12 protein-coding genes are annotated in these 17597 nt (G+C 60.3%); 6 read left to right on the top strand and 6 right to left on the bottom strand.

The features are described 5' to 3' along the window. Positions 1–154: 154 nt before the first annotated feature. A complete protein-coding gene (locus PVV54_RS11605) occupies positions 155–1474 on the top strand; it encodes a Na+/H+ antiporter family protein (RefSeq protein WP_274910072.1) in 1320 nt (439 codons plus the stop codon). A 549-nt stretch (positions 1475–2023) separates the two neighbouring features. Continuing rightward, complete coding sequence (locus PVV54_RS11615) at positions 2024–2962, top strand: hypothetical protein (protein ID WP_274910073.1); 939 nt, start codon at positions 2024–2026, stop codon at positions 2960–2962. Between the two features lie 109 nt (positions 2963–3071). Here the strand turns inward: PVV54_RS11615 and PVV54_RS11620 are convergent, their stop codons facing one another. Next, the gene (locus PVV54_RS11620) at positions 3072–4079 is read right to left on the bottom strand and encodes a FecR family protein (protein ID WP_274910074.1); all 1008 of its coding nucleotides are present in this window, start codon (positions 4077–4079) and stop codon (positions 3072–3074) included. Positions 4080–4313: 234 nt separating this feature from the next. Between PVV54_RS11620 and PVV54_RS11625 the strand changes: the two genes are divergently transcribed. Genes PVV54_RS11625 through PVV54_RS11635 form a run of 3 tightly spaced genes read left to right on the top strand, consistent with a single transcriptional unit; the run spans position 4314 to position 7543 of the window. Beyond that, positions 4314–4787 carry a MarR family winged helix-turn-helix transcriptional regulator gene (locus tag PVV54_RS11625; RefSeq protein ID WP_274910075.1) on the top strand — a complete coding sequence of 158 codons (474 nt, stop codon included), beginning with the start codon at positions 4314–4316 and terminating at the stop codon, positions 4785–4787. Between the two features lie 30 nt (positions 4788–4817). Continuing rightward, positions 4818–6011 (top strand): HlyD family secretion protein, encoded by a 1194-nt coding sequence (locus PVV54_RS11630; RefSeq protein ID WP_274910076.1) that lies wholly within the window; start codon positions 4818–4820, stop codon positions 6009–6011. Then, a complete protein-coding gene (locus PVV54_RS11635) occupies positions 6008–7543 on the top strand; it encodes a DHA2 family efflux MFS transporter permease subunit (protein ID WP_274910077.1) in 1536 nt (511 codons plus the stop codon). The genes PVV54_RS11630 and PVV54_RS11635 overlap by 4 nt, the downstream gene beginning before the upstream one ends. 478 nt (positions 7544–8021) lie before the next feature. Here the strand turns inward: PVV54_RS11635 and PVV54_RS11640 are convergent, their stop codons facing one another. From PVV54_RS11640 to PVV54_RS11655, 4 genes are read right to left on the bottom strand one after another with little or no spacing between them, the layout of a single operon-like run. Next, positions 8022–8291: a PAAR domain-containing protein gene (locus tag PVV54_RS11640; protein WP_274910078.1), complete on the bottom strand. Its 270-nt coding sequence runs from the start codon at positions 8289–8291 to the stop codon at positions 8022–8024. After that, positions 8291–9976 carry a type VI lipase adapter Tla3 domain-containing protein gene (locus PVV54_RS11645; protein ID WP_274910079.1) on the bottom strand — a complete coding sequence of 562 codons (1686 nt, stop codon included), beginning with the start codon at positions 9974–9976 and terminating at the stop codon, positions 8291–8293. Before PVV54_RS11645 ends, PVV54_RS11640 begins: the two co-directional genes overlap by 1 nt. Beyond that, complete coding sequence (locus PVV54_RS11650; protein ID WP_274910080.1) at positions 9973–11988, bottom strand: T6SS effector phospholipase Tle3 domain-containing protein; 2016 nt, start codon at positions 11986–11988, stop codon at positions 9973–9975. Before PVV54_RS11650 ends, PVV54_RS11645 begins: the two co-directional genes overlap by 4 nt. Next, the gene (locus PVV54_RS11655; protein ID WP_274910081.1) at positions 11985–14540 is read right to left on the bottom strand and encodes a type VI secretion system Vgr family protein; all 2556 of its coding nucleotides are present in this window, start codon (positions 14538–14540) and stop codon (positions 11985–11987) included. Before PVV54_RS11655 ends, PVV54_RS11650 begins: the two co-directional genes overlap by 4 nt. Before the next feature lie 167 nt (positions 14541–14707). Between PVV54_RS11655 and PVV54_RS11660 the strand changes: the two genes are divergently transcribed. After that, positions 14708–15454 carry an SDR family oxidoreductase gene (locus PVV54_RS11660; protein WP_274910082.1) on the top strand — a complete coding sequence of 249 codons (747 nt, stop codon included), beginning with the start codon at positions 14708–14710 and terminating at the stop codon, positions 15452–15454. Between the two features lie 18 nt (positions 15455–15472). Here PVV54_RS11660 and PVV54_RS11665 read toward each other — a convergent pair whose 3' ends face one another. Beyond that, a complete protein-coding gene (locus PVV54_RS11665; protein ID WP_274910083.1) occupies positions 15473–17536 on the bottom strand; it encodes a PAS domain-containing protein in 2064 nt (687 codons plus the stop codon). Positions 17537–17597 lie beyond the last annotated feature (61 nt).

The following is a 17597-nucleotide window of genomic DNA, read 5'->3' on the forward strand; positions in this document are numbered from 1 at the left end:
ATATGGCTGACGTTTATGTCGGCATGTGCGGATTTTTCTTTATTCAAACGTTCAATTTAAATGGCCGGCCCGGATAAAATGGCGCTTTTGACATCTACCGCCCACTGCTGCACAGTGCGCGCTTTTTTTCGTTGTTTATGAGGTATGTAAAACCATGAATGCTGTGATTGCCGCTGTCGGCATCATGCTGATACTCAGCCTGTCCCGTGTGCACGTGGTCATTGCCTTGATTGTCGGTGCCCTGGTGGGCGGGCTGGTCGGCGGCCTGGGGATCGAGGGCACGCTCAAGGCCTTCAATGGCGGCCTGGGGGGCGGCGCCACGGTGGCGTTGTCGTATGCACTGCTTGGCGCTTTTGCCGTGGCCATCGCCAAGTCGGGCCTGGCCCATGCCCTGGCCGATCGCGCCCTGGCAATGATCGACCGGCAGGGCCATGGCAACAGCAGCAAGCTCAAGTGGTTGCTGATCGGCCTGATGCTGGTAGTGGCGGTGTCTTCGCAGAACATCCTGCCCATCCACATTGCCTTCATCCCGCTGCTGGTGCCGCCACTGCTGTACGTGCTGACGCGCCTGAGCATCGACCGCCGGCTCATCGCCTGCGTGATCACCTTCGGCCTGATTACCCCTTACATGTTCCTGCCGGTGGGCTTCGGCAATATCTTCCTCAACGAAATCCTGCTGGCCAATGTGGCGCGGGCCGGGGTTGATGTGAGCGGGGTCAACGTCACCCATGCCATGGCCATCCCGGCGGCGGGCATGCTGGCGGGCTTGCTGATCGCGGTGTTCATCAGTTACCGCAAGAAGCGTGACTACGACCTGGCGCGCATCGAGCAGGTGGAGCAGGTGAGCGTGCAGTACAACCCGCTGACCCTGCTGGTGGCCGGGCTGGCGATTGCCTCGGCGTTCATCGTGCAGCTGTGGCTGGACTCGATGATCATCGGTGCCATGGTCGGTTTCCTGATCTTCTCCATGTCGGGCATCGTGCGCTGGAAGGACACCGACGACCTGTTCACCGAAGGCATGAAGATGATGGCCATGATCGGTTTCATCATGATTGCGGCCTCGGGCTTTGCCGACGTGATGAAAGCCACGGGTGAGGTGAAGAGCCTGGTCGAAACCTCGGCGCAATGGATCAACCACAACAAGGGCATTGGCGCCTTGCTGATGTTGCTGGTGGGCTTGCTGGTGACCATGGGCATCGGTTCTTCGTTCTCGACTGTACCGATCCTGGCCGCGATCTTCGTACCGCTGTGCGTGCAGCTTGGCTTTGACCCGGTGGCCACGGTGTGCATCGTTGGCACTGCGGGCGCGTTGGGGGATGCGGGCTCGCCGGCATCGGACTCGACCCTGGGGCCCACCTCGGGCCTGAACGTGGACGGGCAACATCACCACATCTGGGACACCGTGGTGCCCACGTTCATTCACTACAACCTGCCACTGCTGGCGTTCGGTTGGGTGGCCGCGATGGTGCTGTAAGTGTGTTGTTACAGGCGGGCGCTCAAGATGCACGTGCGCGCGCGAGGCAATCCTCGCCAATGCGGCATGCGAATTAGGCAACGATGTTGCTCGGCGCTTGGGTGCCAGCAAGGATGCCGAGTCACGCTGGCGCCAACGCTTCTCAAAATCGGCACTGTTGGGTTTAAACGATGAGCCGCGCTCTGGCGGCTCTTCGCACTTGGTTTTTTGCTGTCACCAGGTAATCACGCAACCCGCAGGCATGACTCGGTGATGCTGCGCTGAAAATAGTTTTGGAATGCTGATTTACAACCTGTAAAGTCGAGCGCGATGTCGGCCGTGCCTCGGCTGTTTTCGCCTTGCCTGACCTTCGTCTCAAGCCTTTTCATACAGAGCCCAAGAGCGGTTTTACCCGCAAAGAAGTCGCTACGGTCTACAGAGGTGGGCGATATGGGTGCTCTCGGAACACCGACTTGACCTAGCATTTTTGTCAGTTGCCTAAGCTTTTTTCGGCGATTATTTTCAAGTCTCTAGCCTGTTTGTTTCGCTACAACCGGAGGAGACTTACTCATGAGCGACATCGATACGGTGCTCGTCCTACCTGCGCCGACTATCCAAGCGACCACAACTGGAACGATCACCGCAGCTCAGGTGCCTGACGGCCTCTTGGTTACTATCCCGACACGTGCTACTAAAGAAGAATCTCAATTAGAAAAAGTTATATTGGTGCTGGGTGATTATATCGCTGTTGAGGTCTATGCTTATGGCAGCAAAGTGTGCCAGGAATTAAAGCTAACTTTGCCATTTGAGTTGCTTTGCGGGATCTGGAATGAAAAAAGGTCGGAAGCTGATTCGGTTGTGAGCATGAATGTCGAGTATATCGTTTTTCAATATGACAATATTGTCGGGATATCTTCTGCGCAGCCCATTCAAGTCAACATGTCCCTGTCCGGCGACGAGGAGCGCTATGTAGACAACCCGCTGGGCTCTCAATTACCACCCGCCGTACTCATTTCTCATGGCCTGGGTAAAAATTTCATCTCGGATTGTAATGTGCGCGAAGGTGTTACTGTGTTTATCCCAATGTTCAATGCTGAGGGTAAGCCTTTATTCAAGTTTGGCGATATTATAAGAATTTATTATGAGGGCGATTTTTTGGAGTATGAGTTCATGGGCGAAACTCACAGTATCGACAGTTACCAGCCTGACGCCTGGGAACAACCGCAAGGTTATTTCGTGAATGAGCAGAACTATATATCTTACGGGAATGACATCGTAAAGGATGATGAAAGACTTATAAAGTATGACGCGCACTTGCAAGGGGTGCCGACGCTTCGCATTGTGTTAGACTCCGACTATATCTCCGGGTCCCGGTCAGGGGAAAATCATTTGAGCTACCAACTGGTCACTGGCATGGAAACACAGCCCGATGATATCTTGGATAGTCCGAAGACCAAAGTCTATGTAGGGCACCGTACTTTAGTTTTTGATGACGACAGCGCCGTTTAACCCCGCGCTGAACGCTCACTCGCGCCGCCTTTTGGTGAGATGAACAATCTGCTCAAATTATCTGTGGCCTGTACGTTCCGCTCGACGACTTTTAGTACAACCCTGAGGCTCAGCCCTTGCCGGGCGGTGGCGAAATGCTGTTAAGGACGGTGCTGCCGTCCTTGCTGCGGGTGAGGTACACCGGCAGCACCTTGGGCAGGTTGTCCACCAGGCGCTCGACTTCACGGGTGTTGTAGATGCCACTGATGCGAATGCGGCCGGTGCTGGCATCGGCCAGCAGCAGCGGTGCATCAAGGTAGCGGTTGATCACGGGCAGGGCCTGTTCCAGGCTCAGGTTGTCGAGGATCAGCTTGCCACTGCGCCATGCCAGGCTGTTGCCGTAGTCGTCGCTCTGGGCGAGCTGCGGCTCGAAGTCGCCGCTGTGGTAGGTGGCCTGCATGCCCGGGCCAAGGCGGTAACCGCCGTTGTTGCCGTTGCTGCTGACCAGCACGGAGCCTTCCACCAGGGTCACTTTGACCTGGTCCTGATACTTCCAGACATTGAACTTGGTCCCGGTCACCCGCGTTTGCCCATGGCCGGCGCGCACGATGAACGGGTGCGTGCTGTCGTGCGCAACCTCAAAAAACGCCTCGCCGCGCTTGAGCGTGACTTGCCGTTGGTCTTTGTAATTGAGGTACGTCAGCTCGGTGTTGAGGTTGAGCTGCACTGTGCTGCCATCGCTCAATTGAACCGTTTGCAGCCGGTCGCTGGCGGCAAAATGCTGATAGTGGTTGGGCAGCCAGCCCTGTTCCCAGCCCACCCAGCCCGCCAAGGGCAATGCCAGCAGCGCTATGGCGGCAGCGGATGCCATCGGCCGCCAGTTACGTGGCCGGGCCACTTTGGCTTTGGGCGGGTTGAACTCGATGATCGTGGCCGTGCGCGGCAGCAGATCGGCGGTTTGCCAGATCTCCAGCATGGCCTGGTATTCCTCGGTGTGCCGCGGGTCGGCCGCCAGCCAGCGGGCAAACGTTTCGCGTTCCACGGCCGTGCAGTCGTCGGCGTGCAGGCGCATGCACCAATGCGCGGCGGCGTCGGTGATTGCATCGTCTGGGCTGGGGTTAAGGCGGTCGTGGTTCATTGAGGCTCCGGGTTTTGCGCATTCTAACCCTGCGCAGGGGGTCCCGAGAACCGCGGTAATGGCAAATGACAATCAGTTATGTGTGTTTTTTGTCGCATAGGCAAGGGATTTCCAGCGTTTGAGAACCCTTCGCGGGCGCATTCCCCATGAAATATTCATTAGTAGGCTAATCAAAGCTTTGACATTCACTGCCTAGGCAGTAATATTTTTAAACAATTAAGCGAGCAGGCGCCGATGTCCCATTTCACCCCGGAAAACTTCCAGAGCTGCGCCATCGGCATGTTGCTTGGCCGTGCGGCCATCCTGAAGGACCGCATCCTTGACTGGCACCTTGAGTCGGAGGGCGTCACCGCCGCGCAGTTCAAAGTGCTGATCATCGTTACCCAGTACCAGGTGGATACCCCGGCCGAGCTGTGCCGTTACCTGGGCCTGGACAGCGGTTCGATGACCCGCATGCTCGACCGCCTGGAGCAGAAGGGGCTGATCGTGCGCAACCGCTGCGCCGATGACCGCCGCCAGGTGCGCCTGGCGCTCAGCGCCGACGGCCAGCGCCTGGCCGACCGGCTGCCGGAAATCGGCGCGTCGGCCATGAACGAACTGGTCGGCGTGCTGCAGCCGGACGAACTCAAGGCCCTCGAAGGCCTGCTGGCCAAAGTCCTGCTCAGTGCCGGCGACCCCCTGACGATCCGCCGCTTTGGCGATCGTTAAACCCTGTTACGCATTTTCCAAGGTACTGCCATGGCCACTCCCACAAATTCCTCAAACCCTACCGCTGCGCCGGAACCGTCCCGCAAGCGCAAGGCCTGGCTGCTCGGCTTGCTGCTGCTGATACTGCTTGCCGGCGCTGGTGCGTGGGCCTGGTACAGCCTGATCGGCCGCTGGCACGAGAGTACCGACGATGCCTACGTAAACGGCAACGTGGTGGAGATCACCCCGCTGGTGACCGGCACCGTCACCAGCATTGGTGCCGATGACGGCGACCTGGTGCACGCCGGCCAGGTGCTGCTGAAGTTTGACCCGGCCGACAGCGAAGTGGCCTTGCAGGCCGCTGAAGCGAAGCTTGCGCGCACCGTGCGCCAGGTTCGCGGCCTGTACAGCAACGTCGATTCGCTCAAGGCGCAGTTGCAAACCCGCCAGGCCGAATTGCAAAAGGCCCAGCAGAACTACAACCGGCGCAAGGTGCTGGCCGATAGCGGTGCAATTGCCGCCGAGGAAATTTCCCATGCCCGCGATGACCTGACCGTCGCCCAGGCTGCCGTCAACAGCGCCCGCCAGCAGCTCAACACCAGCAGCGCGCTGGTGGACGACACCGTGGTGTCTTCGCACCCCGAGGTCATGGCCGCCGCCGCCGACCTGCGCCAGGCCTACCTCGACCACGCCCGCACCACCCTGGTGGCGCCGGTGACCGGTTACGTGGCCAAGCGTACCGTGCAGCTGGGCCAGCGCTTGCAGCCCGGCACCGCAACCATGGCCGTGATCCCGCTGGATGAGGTGTGGGTCGATGCCAACTTCAAGGAAACCCAACTGCGCGACATGCGCATCGGCCAACCCGTTGACATCACTGCCGACCTGTACGGCAGCGAGGTCAAGTACAGCGGCACCGTCGACAGCCTGGGGGCCGGTACTGGCAGTGCGTTTGCCTTGTTGCCGGCGCAGAACGCCACGGGCAACTGGATCAAGATTGTCCAGCGCGTGCCGGTGCGTATTCACCTGAGCCCCGACCAGTTGCAGCAGCACCCGCTGCGCATTGGCCTGTCCACGGTCGTGGAAGTCGACCTGCACGACCAGAGCGGCCCAGCCCTGGCTCAACAGCCGCCGCAGCAGGCCAGCTACACCACCCAGGTGTATGACCGCCAGCTGGTTGAAGCCGACAACCTGATCGCCCGGCTGATTCACGAAAACAGCGCCACCGGCAAGACGGCCCAGCGATGAGCAACAACGCCCCGGCGCAGTTCACGCCACCGAGCCTGTTGCTGACCACCATCGGCCTGTCGCTGGCAACGTTCATGCAGGTGCTCGACACCACCATCGCCAACGTGGCCTTGCCGACCATTTCGGGCAACCTTGGCGTGAGCTATGAGCAGGGCACCTGGGTGATCACCTCGTTCGCGGTGAGCAACGCCATTGCCTTGCCCCTCACCGGCTGGCTCAGCCGGCGTTTTGGTGAAGTGAAGCTGTTCATCTGGGCCACGCTGTTGTTCGTGCTGGCCTCGTTCCTGTGCGGCATCGCCCATTCGATGCCGGAACTGGTGGGCTTTCGGGTGCTGCAGGGCGTGGTTGCCGGGCCTTTGTACCCGATGACCCAGACCTTGCTGATTGCGGTGTACCCGCCAGCGAAGCGGGGCATGGCCCTGGCGCTGCTGGCGATGGTCACGGTGGTGGCGCCGATTGCCGGGCCGATCCTCGGTGGCTGGATTACCGACAGCTACAGCTGGCCCTGGATCTTCTACATCAACGTGCCCATCGGCCTGTTCGCCGCCGCCGTGGTACGCCAGCAGATGCGTACGCGGCCTGTGGTCACCAGCCGCCAACCGATGGACTACATTGGCCTGCTGACCCTGATCATTGGCGTGGGCGCGTTGCAGGTGGTGCTCGACAAGGGCAACGACCTGGACTGGTTCGAGTCGTCGTTCATCATCATCGGCAGCCTGATTTCAGTGGTGTTTCTTGCCATCTTCGTTATCTGGGAGCTCACCGACCGCCACCCGGTGGTGAATTTGCGGCTGTTCGTGCACCGCAACTTCCGCATCGGCACGATGGTGCTGGTGGGTGGCTACGCGGGGTTCTTCGGCATCAACCTGATCCTGCCGCAATGGTTGCAGACGCAAATGGGCTACACCGCCACCTGGGCCGGCCTTGCAGTGGCGCCGATCGGCCTGCTGCCGGTGATCATGTCGCCGTTCGTGGGCAAGTACGCTCATCGCTTCGACCTGCGGGTGCTGGCAGGGCTGGCGTTTCTGGCCATCGGCACCAGTTGCTTCATGCGCGCCGGCTTCACCAATGAAGTGGACTTCCAGCACATTGCCCTGGTGCAGCTGTTCATGGGCATTGGCGTGGCGCTGTTCTTCATGCCTACTTTGAGCATTCTGTTGTCCGACCTGCCGCCGCACCAGATTGCCGACGGCTCGGGCCTGGCCACCTTCCTGCGTACGTTGGGTGGCAGCTTTGCGGCGTCGCTCACCACCTGGATCTGGATTCGCCGGGCGGACCAGCACCATGCGTATCTCAGCGAACACATCAACACGTATGACCCGGCCACACGGCATGCGCTGGAACAGTTGGGTGGGGCCAACCCGCAAAGCTACGCGCAACTGGAGCAGATCCTCAACGGGCAGGCGTACATGATGTCGACGGTGGATTACTTCACCTTGATGACCTGGGTGTTCGCCGGGTTGATCCTGCTGGTGTGGCTGGCCAAGCCGCCGTTCACGGCCAAGGCGGGGCCGGCGTCGGCGGGGCACTGAGGGCGTTCGCCATGAGCTTGCCGGCGCCCGTGAGACCGACCGCCGCCTGCGCGGCGCCCGGTTTCACAGGTTGATCATCTGGAAAGAAGGAACACAGTGGAGCTCACCACGATCAGCCCCGCAGCGCAGCAATGCATAACGAAGGTGTCGTAGGCAGGTGTTTTGAACCGCCATGGCCTGGCCCATCCGGCGTAAACCAGCAACAGGACGATTGCGCCTAGTTCAAACTGCGCGGCTATCAAGCATACAGCGCCAAATGCCATGCCACTGCCAAGTGATTTTTCGTTGCGTAGTATCAGGTAAAAAATCATAACCACACCGAGCGGCAACCAGACGGCTACGCCTGCAGCTAGCAGCAGGAGCCGTTGCCCTAGGTATGTTATTCGATGTCCTGTAGTGCTCATTACTTGGTCTGCACGTGGCCGCTTTCGCGGGTCCACAACTTCCATTCACCGAATAGCCGCAAGGCGCTCGTTACCTAGACGACACCCACATTCAGCGCATGGCTGGCCACACCATGACACCCGCAGGCCAGTCGATGACCTTGCAGCACCACAGGCTTACCGTTCAGGCGTCGGCTTGGGTGCCCTTCGATAAAGGCAAAAACCCCTAAGTGGAGCGGGCAACTGGCTTTGTCGCCCACCACCGCTGGTGGTTTGCCGTTGACGGTGTGGGTGCCAGCCAGTTGGCATGACAGCACGCTGCCGCCGCTACTAGTGGGGTCGCCCAGGCAGATGGGATGGCTCATCAGTCGGATCGTCCGGCACTTGGCAGGCCATACTTGAACGGGTCAGCGCCACGGTTCTGCTGGTTTTTCGCTTTCCGCGCCTCATCCGGTGGGCTGATCATCTGCACAGTGAGGCTGCCGTCGTTGCCGGCGTACACCACGGCACTGGCACCGCCGTCGAGGTAGCTGGCGATGGTGGCCAGGTTGATTTCCACCAGCGCGCTGCTGACGCCGGTGTTGCCCAGGCGGCGGCCGATGTCGTAGCCCTCGTCGACATTGCCCACGTCCAGGCCTTGACCATCGGTATTGAGGCTGTGCAGGGCGTTGGTCAGGGCGATTTCTGCCTCGACGTTGTTAGTGGTGTCGTAGAACACGCGCACCGGTTTTTGCCCATTGGGCAGGGTGTCGAGTGCCTTGAGCCAACCCGCTTGCAAGGCCTTGGCCTGCAGCGTGGGTTTGAGGCGTTTGCTGTGTTCGTCCTTCATTGAGACTTTGATCGGACGGTGCAGGTAGCCCAGTACTGGTGCTGCGTCGAACTCTTTCAGCTGGTGTTCTGCCCAGCGCACGGGCAGCCAGGGGGACGGTTCGAAATGGCCTGGGCCACGGTTGTCGATGGTTTTCCATAAGGTGGGCAGTTGCGATTGCCAGTAGGTGGTGGACATGGTGCTTGGGTCTTCCGAGACTTTGGCGCCTTTGGCTTCTTCGGCGGCTTCATACCAGTCTGTAAATGCCCTGTCCCGGTTCCAGTAAAACGCCCACAACTTGCCAAAGTCAGTGTTTTTGTCCTGATTGTCCTCGGCGTCACGGGTTACGAAGGGGCGAATGTAGCGATCTACTCGGTCCGAGCGCGTGATCAGCAGGCCAGTTGCGTTCTCGTAGATCGTTGGAACTACGTGCCCATTTTGCAATCCCGGTGTGCCCGGTTTGCGATAAGGGTCACGCGCTACGTCACCATCCTGGCTCGCGATCAAGGCCTGTGGCACCTTGGGGTTATCGTCAAAAAACGTGAACAATCGCTCGATCATGCCTTGAGCATGGGTAGTGTTTTCATCGTCTTGCCACAGAAACTGGGTAACGCCCAGAGTCGCGGCATTACGCCCTTCATTGATCAGGCCGGCCGCTCTGTACCCCTTTGCGTAGGGGTCGGGCGGCCCAAGTGCAAATACCGGGATCGGCCAGTATGCAACTGCTTCACCTGCCGAATTTTTGAATGCGATACGGGTTTTGATGTCTGCTGAGATTCGCCTGGTGTCTAATGACGGATCGTAATCTTTCGCGTCCTGCGGGTAGATCGAAGCGAAATTGTCGTTCTTTTTCTTGATAAACTGCCAGACTTCGGACTGGCCGTCAGTGTAAATTCCAAGTCCAACTCCGCGAATTTCCAATGCGTAGGTGCGGGCTTGGGTGGCCTGTTGTTCTGCGTTTCTCAGCTCTATCTGGTTTCGATAACTGGCAAGCTCTGCCTTTTCACTTGCAAGCGCATTGCCCCACCAGTGAGTGCCAAAGATCACCAGCAGCGAGCCGACAATAGCGGCGATGCCCCAGGCCATGACGGGTTTCAGGTCGCGAAGTACCATGTCGGATTCCTGTGCTTTGAGTTGGACAATCCAGATGAAGCTGAGCCAGAGCACAATTAGCACTCCTGCGATCAGCTGATAAGGTTTCAGGTTGGGCCGTGACTTAGGGGAGGGTGATAAGTCCTTCATCGGCCATCTCCATGTACAGGTGCATTTACTAACAAGGACGGTGGCGTTAGCGAGACCAGCTCAGAAGACGGGAACACGCCCCGTTGATAATACTTACTACTGGCAGTCACCAGTGCTTGAACTTCCCTGCTCAAACGCGACCAAGCCGGTAATTCTTTAATTATCTGAAAGGCTTTTTTATCCAACTTCCAATCCGCAATCGCAACCAGCACCTCCCGCATAGTTGGGTCATCAAGGCTGTGAGCCTGGCCAATAGCAATGTCCATCGCGGTTACCCAGCGTTGGTTCTCCGGACTACGCAGAACGGCCGAGTGGTAGCTGTTAGGCTCCCATTCCTTCCGATCTTTGGGCATCCGCCTCTGGATCTCATTAGGCGTTTCTTCGCGATAAATGACGTACTCCTTCACCTCTGAGCCTCGACTCACAGCTACCTGGCTTATGGCTGACGTTTGATCACCCGGCTCTTTGCCAGTGTTCCACCGGGCCCGTTCTTCCTCCGAGTTCACGCGATGAGGGCTGGTACGCACCTTGAACCATTTGAAGCTGGCTTTCGGATTGCCCAGCGCGGAGCGGATACTCACGTCATCGGGGCTGTCCTTGCCAGCCTGGGTGGGTGTGCCCTGTTCAACCTCGCCGCCAAACAAATCTGGAGCATAGGGTGGGCTTAAAGGTTCGGAATTGATCAGCACTTCCTCACCTTTTGCTATTGGCGCTTGCGAGGCCACGGCGCCGGCTGACCACCCGCCAGGGTAGCGGGGTTCCCCTTTGGCACGCAGCACCGTTTGTTGTATGGCGTCGCCGACCAGTACCGGCTGTCCGTCGCGATGACGCTTGGTCCACAGGCGCTGGTAAAACCGCACGAACTGCAACGCCGCCATCGCCGGTTTGCCGTCCGGCAAGGTATTGGGTACCCCATACGTACCGATGCCATGCACATCGTCCAGGGCGACCGTGGTGTCGTCCGGGCAGAAGTACAGGTACACCTTGCCGCGATTGTCACGTTCGGGGAAAACGGTCACCTTGCCGACCTTGTCCAGGCGCGAGCCCTGTGTAGGTGACCACTTGGGCCCCGTGCGCCCGCCATAGGTCTTGCTGTCCCTGAGTGCGGACAGCGGCGGCTGGGCGTGGGGTGCCTGGGTGACTCCGGTGACGATGTTGATCAATGTGGCAAGTGTGTCATGGCCCTTGGGGGTGGCTTTGGGCAGCACGCTGTAAGGCGTGTCCACCATGATCACGGTGTCGGCACAGCGTTGGCCCTTGTCGATCAACATTGCTTGCGCAAGCAAGGTAATCAAGGTGCCTTGACTGTGGCCCATGATGGTAATGGTTTCATCAGGCGATACTTGGCGGATCTCGCTGACCAACATGGCCAATCGCGTTGCTGCGAGCACAAAGTAACGCCGGTGTGGCCCTTTACCCATGTACTGGGTGTTGGAGAGCATGGGTTGTGCGAGATGCCGAATAGCCTTGGCAAAGCCTGGACTGTACATCTCCAGCAGGTTGTTGGTGGCATTGGCGAAGAACCCGCCGCCTTTGGCGAAGTGCCGGTCCAGGCGGTTGTTGAACACATCCTGGTATTGGCCGCGCAGTTTGGTCGGGTCGTCGTTTTTATCGCGCTTGATCTCGCCAGGCTCAGCACGATAGCCCCAGTAAAACGGGATCATCAGGCTGCGTGTTTTCGGGTCGGCCGTGTCTCGCCGATAGAGGTACGTGTCTGGATCGTCGAGCGTGGTTTTGTCATTCTGACTGCGTTGTTCAACTGGGCGATTATCCGCTGCCTTGTAGGCAGCCCCATACCGCCCAGCCTTCAGATCCGGCCGATCCAACCGCTCATTTACCCCTTGGCACAACCCGGTTTCCACCGACTCGTAAGAAGCCCCTGGGTCATTCACTCCGTGCAAGAAGATCACCACCCCCGGCAGGTCGGCGGGCACTTCCATTTTGCGTTCTGTACTGAAATTGGGTACCAGCCGGGTGACGCTTTCAGCCACGGCATATTGATCGCCACTCATTGGCTGCCTCCTTTGCTGCCGGTGCTGCGCAATGCAGCCACTTGTGCCTGGTGCATCGCTTCGCGCTCGACGTGTTCAGTGAGCCCGCTGGCGTCGGTCAGGCCTTGCACGGTACTGCCGTCTTCGAGTTTGATCTGGTAGGCGTGGTCAACGGCCATGCGCACGCTGTCGTCGGCGTGCCCGGGGTAGTGGAAGGCCAGGCGTTGCGCCGCCGGGTCGCGGGTGAATGCCGGCAGCTGGGCGCTATCGGTGTTGGGGCCGACCCAGTCATGCTCGCTGGCATGGACGGTCACCTTGCCCTGGGTGCCGATTTCGACGCCGCCGCCGATCTTGATGTAGCTGCCGTCATCGGCCACCAGGCGGATGGTTGGCGCGGTGATGACCACCTCGCCTTCGGCGGCCGACAGGTGCAGGTTTTTTTGTGCGTTGAGGGTGATGTCGTCTTCCTGGGCTTGGACCAGCACTTTGCCGCGGTTGGCGATCGCACTGATGCCGTCGTCCTGGGCGAAGGCGCTGATACCCTTGCCGGCTTGCAGGCGCATGGCGGCGCCACTGGTCAACTGCAGGTGGTCCTGGGCGGTGGTGTCGTGGTTGGCACCGGCGTAATGGATTTGCGAGCGTGGTGTGGCACTGGTAATACCCGCCTCAGCCGCAACGGCCATGACTGGCTTGCCCGGGCTGCAGCTGTCGGGTGCAGGCCACTGTTTCAGTGCCTGGCTCACGGCGTCGATGCCCTCGCTGTCCACCGGAGCCCCGCCTCGCGCAGCGGCGGTTTGCCCGAGGCTTTTGAACAGTTCCCCACACTCGGCCAGCAGGGTGAGCAGCTCTTCGCGGTCCAGCTGTGCCCCCGTGGCGTCCTGGCGGGCATAGGTGGTCAGCAACAGGCCTTGGGCGGCGCGCAGGGCAATCGCGGCGTCGGTGCGCAATTCGGCGCCGTTGCCACGGGCCTTGGCCTGGCCGTCAGTGCGTGGCTCGGTGAGTTTGCCCAGGTTGAGCGCCGTGGCCTGGTGCGTGGTACCCACGCGGGCACGCAAGGCGCCCGGTGTGTCGTCGAACAACAGCTCGTTGAAACCGCGGCCCTTATGCTCCTGGGTCTGGATGCCGGACAGCGCGCGGTTGCCCGGCAGGCCTGAGGCTTTGCTGAAGCGCGGCGGTGTTTGCTCGGCGTTGTACAGCACCGAGGTGACCACGGGGCGGTCGATGTCGCCGGCCAAAAAGTTGACCAGCACTTCCTGGCCGATACGTGGCAAAAACTGATGGCCGAAGCCGCTGCCAGCGCTGGGCATCGCCACCCGCACCCAGGTAGTGCCTTGCGGCAGGCTGTCGGCCCGCTGCCAGTGGAACCTCACCTGAATCCGCGCCAGCTCGTCAGTGAACACTTCTTCGCCCTCCGGCCCGACCACGATTGCGCTGAGCGGCCCGTTGAGGGTAGGGCGCGGCACGGTGATCGGGTGGCGGTAAGGGATGCGGCGACGGATACAGACAAACTGGTTGTCGTAACCTGCAGGCTCATCCGAGAAATAGTTGTTGCGCCCCCGGTGCTCGACCGACACCAGCAGGAACTGGCGGTCTTCTGCCGTGTCGGCATCGTGGTCGAAGTGCTGGGTCAGTTCGAAGGTGTAGCCCGTACGCATGGCCCGGCAGTTGCTGGTGCCGGTAAAGGTCTTGGCCTGGACTTCAATCACCTCCAGGCGGCGACGCACCAGCGCCTCACCCTCGTCAGGCAGGCGATGGCTGTAGGCACCAAGAAAATCGTACACCTCGTAGGGCGTGACATCGCCTTGTTCATTGAGGCTGCCCATGTGGATGGGCAGCGGGTTTCTGGGCTGCTTGTAGTCGAACGTCTGGATGGCCATCTTGCCCGGTTGCAATACCCGGTGGCTGCGCCATTGGGTGATCGCGTCACTGGTCTCGGTGACAAAGGCGCTGTGGTAGCGGATTTGCGGTTGCTCGGGCAACGCTTCCAGGGCCTGGGATTCATCCGTGATGATCAGGCTGTGCCCGTCCTGGCCGTGATCGAAGTAGAAGAACAGGCCGTCCTGCTCCAGCAAGCGCAACACGAAATCCAGGTCGGTTTCGCGATACTGGGTGATGTAGCTGTGGGATTTGAGCGGGTTCAGCAAGCGGAACTCGAATGCGGCCAACCCGGCGTAATGCTCGAACACCGTGCGGATGACCGTTTCAATGGTCTGCTCTTGAAAGATCCGCGAATCAACGCGCCGCGTCAGCATCCACAGCCAAGGGCTGAGTGTCGCGCTGTAGCGCGCCAGGCCACCGTCGCTGCCCAGCAGGTTGAAACGGGTGATGTGACCATGGATATGGCGTACGCCGCCGTCGGCCAGCTCGATGTCCAGACGGGCCGGTTGGCCGATCAATGATTTGAGCTCAAGCCTGGCATCCTGGCTGATCAACGCCAGCTCGAAGCTGAACAGCGTGGACAAGCCTTCATTGCCGTTGAAGTGCTCCAGGAGCAACGCCTGGTCGTCTTGTATGGGGGTGGTGAGTTTGATCAGCCGCCGGTTCTGCGGCGCAAAAATGCTCGTCGATTCCATCAACGATATTACTCCCTGTAAAAACAGGCTGCGGAAAGTATCACAGGCGCTGAAAGAATCGAACCCATCGGGGCGAGTCAGCATTTGACAAACTGTGACGGCCGTTCCATTGGCAGCGGTTTTCTCTTATTGTCGGCCCTCCGTCCCTGATGGATCCGTTAAACACCATGCACAACGTCATCGTCATCACCGGTGCCAGCCGTGGCATCGGTGCCGCCACCGCTTTGCAAGCTGCCCGCGAGGGTTACCGCATTTGCATCAACTACCATGCCGACGAGCAGGCCGCTGAAGGAATCCTCGCCGAGGTTCGTGCGCTGGGCGCCGAGGCCATCTGCGTGCGTGCCGACGCCAGCGTCGAGGACGAAGTGATCCAGCTGTTCCAGCGTGTCGATGCCGAGCTTGGCCCGGTCACCGCGCTGGTCAACAACGCCGGCACCATCGGCCAGCAGAGCCGTGTCGAGGCGATGTCGGAATTCCGCCTGCTCAAGGTGATGAAAACCAACGTCGTCGGCCCGATGCTGTGCGCCAAACATGCGCTGTTGCGCATGTCCCGTCGCCACGGTGGCCAGGGTGGTGCCATCGTCAACGTGTCCTCTGTCGCCGCGCGCCTGGGCTCACCCAACGAATACGTCGACTACGCGGCATCAAAAGGAGCGCTGGATACCTTCACGCTGGGCCTTGCCAAGGAAGTGGCTGGCGAGGGTGTGCGGGTCAATGGCGTGCGGCCGGGTTATATCCACACCGGTTTCCATGCCCTGTCCGGTGACCCTGACCGTGTCGCCAAGCTTGAGCCTGGCCTGCCCATGGGTCGTGGCGGTCGGCCCGAAGAAGTGGCTGAGGCAATACTGTGGCTGCTGTCTGACAAGGCATCGTATTCCACCGGCAGCTTCGTCGACTTGGGTGGCGGGCGTTGAATGGCTGACGGCGCCCTGTCAGCCCTGCAGCAACTGGCGTACACGCTCTGCCAAGGCAGCAAGTTCAAAGGGCTTGGTCAGCACGCTGGTACCTTGTAGCAACTGGCCATCGCTTAACGCCGCGCTTTCGTCGTAACCGGTGACGAACAACACCTTGAGATCGGGGTAACGTTGCCGGCAGCGCTCGGCGACCTGGCGGCCATTGAGCCCGCCGGGCAGGCCAATGTCGCTGAGCAGCAGGTCTGGGCAGGGGCTGTTGTCCAGGTGGGCGAGGGCGGCAGGGCCGTCTTCGAAGGCGTGCACTTCGTAGCCCAGTTCTTCCAGCACTTCGCAGACCACGATGCGCAGCGCCGCCTGGTCCTCCACCAGCAAGATGCGTTGGCCGCCCGCTGGGCTGTATAGCTCAATGGCACGCTGGCTGGGGCGGGCCTGCGTTGCTTCGGGGGCGTTGTGGTGGGGCAGATACATGTCCACCCGCGTGCCCTCGCCAAGTACTGAATGCAGGCGCAACTGCCCACCGGACTGGCGCACGAAACCATAGGTCATCGACAGCCCCAGGCCGGTACCCTGGCCCATGCGTTTGGTGGTGAAGAACGGGTCCAGTGCGCGTGCCGCCACTTCGGCGCTCATGCCCTGACCGTTGTCGCTGACGCTCAGGCGCAGGTAGTCGCCGGGGGGAAGCTCCAGCTCATTACCCTGTTCACTGTCGAGCACGATGTTCTCGCCCATGATCTCGATCGCCCCGCCATCGGGCAGGGCGTCACGGGCATTGATGCACAGGTTCAGCAGTGCGCTTTCGAGCTGCGGCGGGTCGATAAAGGTCGGCCATAGGTCGGCGTCGAAGCGGCTGTGTAGCGTGATGGAGGGGCCGATGGTGCGGCGCACCAGTTCTTCCATGCCGGTAATCAGTGTTTCTACCCGGGTCGAGCTGGGCTGCAAAGTTTGCTGGCGCGAGAACGCCAGCAACCGGTGTACCAGCGATGACGCGCGTTGGGCTGAGTTGCTCGACAGTTCAAGCAACGGCAGCAGCTCATCGTAACGGGCCTGAGCCAGGCGTTGCTGCATCAGCTCTTGAGCCGTGAGCACCCCCCCCAGCAGGTTGTTGAAGTCATGGGCGATGCCGCCACTGAGCTGGCCGACCGCTTCCATTTTCTGGGCCTGACGCAGTGCTTTCTCCGCTTCGGCCAGGCGTTGTTGTTCGTGCACCCTGTCGCTGATGTCATAGGCGAACAGGTACGCACCCAGCGTTTTGCCCTGCTGATCGCGCAGGGTGTTGAAGTGCAATTCGAAGTGGCGCTCGGGGTCTACGCCGAAGGGCCCGCTTTCGGTGAACTGCTCGCCGGCCAGGGCGCGCTGCCACAAAGGCAGAATCAGGTCACGATCGGTATCGTTTTCCCCCATCAGCGTGGGCATGTAGGCGCCGACTTCCGGATATTGACCGTACAGGCTGTGGAAGTCCTCGCGAGCCTGGTGGTTGACGGCCAACCAGTGCAGGCCGGTATCAAGTACGTGCACGTTGGCCCGGCTGCGGTCGATCAGCTCGGCAAACAGCTGGCGACTGGCCAGCGCTTCGCTGACGCGTTCTTCCAGATTTTCGTTGAGTTGCCTCAAGGCCACTTCGGCATTGCGCCGTTCGGTTACGTCCTTGAACAGCACGGCCACTTGCCGTTTTTCCAGTGGGCCCACCCTGAAGGTGGTAACCGAGAGCACGCGACCTGTGGCTACCAGTTCCTGCTCGAAGTGCAGCGGCTGGCCCGTGCGCAACACCGCACCATAACGCGCCACCCAGTGGTCTGCCTCGTCAGGCACCATCTCGCGCAGCTTCTGCCCGACCACGTTGGGGATGCCTGCGTGCTTGGCGTAGGCCGCGTTGGCCACCACGTGCACATAGTCGCTCAGCGGCCCGTGGGGGCCGTCAAAGAACTCGATGATGCAAAAGCCTTCATCCATCGTGTCGAACAGGAAGCGGTAGAAGTCCTGTTCGTGATCCTGTTGGCGTTCGAGTGCCGCTTCCAGATCTGCATTACGCTGTTGCAGCGCTTCGAGTTGCTTACGCAAAGCGAGGAGTTCACGCGAAGACATGCCGGTTACCGACCATTGGGCTGACAGGTCAGACTTTAACGTGTCTGGCCATTTGCTGCAT

Origin of the sequence: Pseudomonas sp. PSKL.D1, assembly GCF_028898945.1 — a bacterium.
GTDB lineage: Bacteria > Pseudomonadota > Gammaproteobacteria > Pseudomonadales > Pseudomonadaceae > Aquipseudomonas.

What these genes read in the sequence shown, in the direction of transcription:
- PVV54_RS11605 (WP_274910072.1), top strand. Translation starts at nt 155, where the DNA reads ATGAATGCTGTGATTGCCGCTGTCGGCATCATGCTGATACTCAGCCTG.
- PVV54_RS11615 (WP_274910073.1), top strand. Translation starts at nt 2,024, where the DNA reads ATGAGCGACATCGATACGGTGCTCGTCCTACCTGCGCCGACTATCCAA.
- PVV54_RS11620 (WP_274910074.1), bottom strand. Translation starts at nt 4,079, where the DNA reads ATGAACCACGACCGCCTTAACCCCAGCCCAGACGATGCAATCACCGAC.
- PVV54_RS11625 (WP_274910075.1), top strand. Translation starts at nt 4,314, where the DNA reads ATGTCCCATTTCACCCCGGAAAACTTCCAGAGCTGCGCCATCGGCATG.
- PVV54_RS11630 (WP_274910076.1), top strand. Translation starts at nt 4,818, where the DNA reads ATGGCCACTCCCACAAATTCCTCAAACCCTACCGCTGCGCCGGAACCG.
- PVV54_RS11635 (WP_274910077.1), top strand. Translation starts at nt 6,008, where the DNA reads ATGAGCAACAACGCCCCGGCGCAGTTCACGCCACCGAGCCTGTTGCTG.
- PVV54_RS11640 (WP_274910078.1), bottom strand. Translation starts at nt 8,291, where the DNA reads ATGAGCCATCCCATCTGCCTGGGCGACCCCACTAGTAGCGGCGGCAGC.
- PVV54_RS11645 (WP_274910079.1), bottom strand. Translation starts at nt 9,976, where the DNA reads ATGAAGGACTTATCACCCTCCCCTAAGTCACGGCCCAACCTGAAACCT.
- PVV54_RS11650 (WP_274910080.1), bottom strand. Translation starts at nt 11,988, where the DNA reads ATGAGTGGCGATCAATATGCCGTGGCTGAAAGCGTCACCCGGCTGGTA.
- PVV54_RS11655 (WP_274910081.1), bottom strand. Translation starts at nt 14,540, where the DNA reads ATGGAATCGACGAGCATTTTTGCGCCGCAGAACCGGCGGCTGATCAAA.
- PVV54_RS11660 (WP_274910082.1), top strand. Translation starts at nt 14,708, where the DNA reads ATGCACAACGTCATCGTCATCACCGGTGCCAGCCGTGGCATCGGTGCC.
- PVV54_RS11665 (WP_274910083.1), bottom strand. Translation starts at nt 17,536, where the DNA reads ATGTCTTCGCGTGAACTCCTCGCTTTGCGTAAGCAACTCGAAGCGCTG.